The sequence below is a fragment of the Streptomyces sp. NPDC051664 genome (genome assembly GCF_044453545.1).
Lineage (GTDB): Bacteria > Actinomycetota > Actinomycetes > Streptomycetales > Streptomycetaceae > Streptomyces.
Genome location: NZ_JBITCU010000097.1, coordinates 1 through 2832, shown reverse-complemented (window position 1 = coordinate 2832; position 2832 = coordinate 1). Strand labels below are relative to the sequence as shown.

Below are 2832 nucleotides of genomic sequence, written 5' to 3'. Positions count from 1 at the left end.
GTCACAGTGACCGCTCCCCGAACGCTTGCGGAAAGCTCCCATTCCGGACTCGTAGCCTCTGACCTGCTGCTGCGGGGTTCAGAAACAGGCACTCAGCTTGCCCTTGGTAGGCGGGGTTGCGGAGCATGCCCCAGACCACGCTGCGGTCCCAGCGGGTCTTGCCGGTGCGGGTGGGAGTGCCGCTGCCGGTGAGCCAGCGGGTCAGGTCTGCGATGGAGGCCCCGTCGTCGGTGTAGCGGCGAAACAGCTCGACCACCAGCGCCGCCTCGGACTCGATGATCTCGTAGGTGGCCCCGCACTCGGGGGTCTTGCGCAGGTAGCGGTAGCCGAACGGGGCTCCGCCCAGCACGTTCACCGCCCCCGAGCGGGCCCGGTAGGTCTTCCCGCGCCGGTAGCGTTCCATCAGCTGGGCCTTCTCGTACTCGGCGAACATGCCCTGGAACTGGACCATCAGCTGGTCCTCGGGACTGTCGCCGCGTGGGCCGCGGACGAACTCCACCCGGGTGCCGGCCCGGGCGAACTCCTCGACCAGCAGGGCCTGGTAAGCGAACTTACGGGCGAGGCGGTCGGGCGCATAGCACAGCACCACATCCACGCCGACCTGGGCGACCAGGTCGCGCAGCCGCTCCAGCGCGGGCCGCACCAGGGTCGCCCCGGAGTGACCCTCGTCCTCGAACACCCACTCCTCGGGCAGCTCAAGATGCGCGGTGGCGGCGTGCGCGCGCAGGGCCGCGGTCTGCGAGCCGATCGTCTGGTCCTTCTTCTGCCGGGCCGAGGACACCCGGGCGTAGATCGCCACGCTGGTCATCGCTCACTCCTGCCTGCTCCAGGCGATCCGGTATCCGGGACCGCCGCTGTGGAACCAACGCCGCATAGGCCGCGGACAAGTCCGCCTCCGCATGACGGTCGAAGACCGCCTCCACCTCCACCGGGCGGCCGCTCACCTGCCCGGCCGGCCCTCCGGGGCACCCCGCTCAAGGAATTCGGCCAGGGCCTGGGCCACCACCGCGGAGATCGCCCGGTCGCTCTCGTGAGCACGGGCACGGATCTGTCCTGCCAGCGACTGCGGCAGCTTGACAGTGAACACCACGCTCGACTCGGGGACTTCGAGATGTCCAGCGGCCATGGCCTGCTCCAGATACCGGCGTGCCTGACGCACCGACACCCCGTACCTACTCGCCAACGTGCGGGCGGCTGCGGCCACGGGCACACCCGCCCCGACCAGATCCGCGGCGGCGTTGACCCGCCGGGCGTACTCGACGCTATCGACACGATCACCACGCACCATGTCACAAACCTACTACCCATTGTGACGCCCCTTACCCTCCGCGCGAGGAAGGAGTTCCAACCGCCGGTAGCCGAGCGTCACCTCGAAGCAGAAGTTGCCCATTGCGTTGGGGGCGTGATCAGTCCCCTTCTGCTCAACATTGCTCTCCATGGAATGGAAGAGGCTGCCGGAGTCCGCTACTTCACCGGCGGATCACACGCCGGTGAAACAAGACCGGGCTCGCCGGTGCTGATCAGATACGCCGACGACCTGCTTGCCTTCGCTCACTCCAGAGTTGAGGCCGAGCAGATCCAGGCGCGACTGGCCACCTGGCTGAAACCCAGAGGTCTGGTCTTCAACGAGGAAAAGACGAGTATCGTCCACCTCAACGAGGGCTGCGATTTCCTGGGCTTCAACATCCGCCGCTACCGCGGCGGAACGGTGCTCCTGATCAAACCCAGCACGGCAGCTGTGCGACGCATCCGGAAACGGCTGGCCGCCGAAGTCAAGGCCCTGCGAGGGGCCAACGCCGAAGCGGTAATCCACAAGCTCAACCCGATCATCCGGGGATGGGCCGCCTACTACCGGAGCGCGGTGTCCAGCCGCATCTTCCATGCCCTGGACGCCTACGTGTGGAAGCTCGTCTACAAATGGGCAACCCACACACACCCGAACAAGCCGAAGCACTGGGTCACCGCCCGCTACTTCGGCATGTTCAACAAGGCCAGGCGAGACCGGTGGGTCTTCGGCGACCGCAACAGCGGCCGCTACCTCGCCAAGTTCTCCTGGACCAAGATCGTCCGGCATCAGATGGTCAAGGGCGCGTCGTCCGTCGACGACCCAGCCCTTGCCGACTACTGGGCCGAACGACGTCGCAAACACAAGCCAGCACCTGCATACGCCCGCGAGCCATCAGGGCTTGCTTGAGCCGTGTGCTCGGACAACGGGCCCGCACGGTTCTGAGGGGGGACCGCCGCAGCAATGCGGCGGTCCTACCCGACCAGGCGGCGAAGAACGAGTGCGGGCTGGACCAGTACGAAGTCCGCCGTTACGTGGGCTGGTATCGGCACATCACCCTGGCCATGCCCGCCCACGCCTTCCTGGCGGTCACGGCCCACCAAGCCGACAAAAAGGGGGCGAAACCGGTGAGAGAGCAGGGACCATCGCGCTCACAGTGGCGGAGGTTCGGCGACTCCTGGCAGCTTGTCGTCCCCGGCCCCCGCACCTGCGCGGACGCCGAGGCAGACACCACGCGGTGAACTGGTCGAATTGGCGCCGACGACGCCAGGCAGTCGCTCGTCGCTGTCATTACCTGCGGCGTTGTCGCACGTTCGAGGGGCGGCCTCCGTGAGACCGCCCCTGACCATGTCCCGGCCCGCTACACTCCAGCCGCTCAGCCAAACCCACAGGTCAGACAGCGAAATCCTGCTGGAGTACTAGGGTGTGTTTGAGATGTTGATCAAGGTCGTGAAATGATCTTCAGATGTCTCGTGGCGACCTGACGGATGCACAGTGGGAGCGGCTGGAAGCGGTGTTGCCGCCGATACCGAAGATGGGTCGACCTC

3 protein-coding genes and 1 pseudogene are annotated in these 2832 nt (G+C 66.6%); 2 read left to right on the top strand and 2 right to left on the bottom strand.

Features of this window, described 5'->3' with window-relative positions; genetic code table 11:
* Position 1 precedes the first annotated feature (1 nt).
* Entirely contained in the window at positions 2-808 is an 807-nt protein-coding gene (locus ACIA8E_RS41680) for a recombinase family protein (protein WP_399307291.1), read from the bottom strand.
* 132 nt (positions 809-940) lie between these two features.
* Positions 941-1288 carry a hypothetical protein gene (locus ACIA8E_RS41675; protein ID WP_266649909.1) on the bottom strand — a complete coding sequence of 116 codons (348 nt, stop codon included), beginning with the start codon at positions 1286-1288 and terminating at the stop codon, positions 941-943.
* 153 nt (positions 1289-1441) lie between these two features.
* Here ACIA8E_RS41675 and ACIA8E_RS41670 point away from each other — a divergent pair, with 153 nt between their 5' ends.
* Both ACIA8E_RS41670 and ACIA8E_RS41665 read left to right on the top strand, forming a co-directional pair.
* Complete coding sequence (locus ACIA8E_RS41670; protein WP_399307289.1) at positions 1442-2194, top strand: group II intron maturase-specific domain-containing protein; 753 nt, start codon at positions 1442-1444, stop codon at positions 2192-2194.
* A gap of 74 nt (positions 2195-2268) precedes the next feature.
* Positions 2269-2526: pseudogene (locus tag ACIA8E_RS41665) on the top strand (IS701 family transposase); the annotation flags it as partial.
* Between the last annotated feature and the right edge of the window lie 306 nt (positions 2527-2832).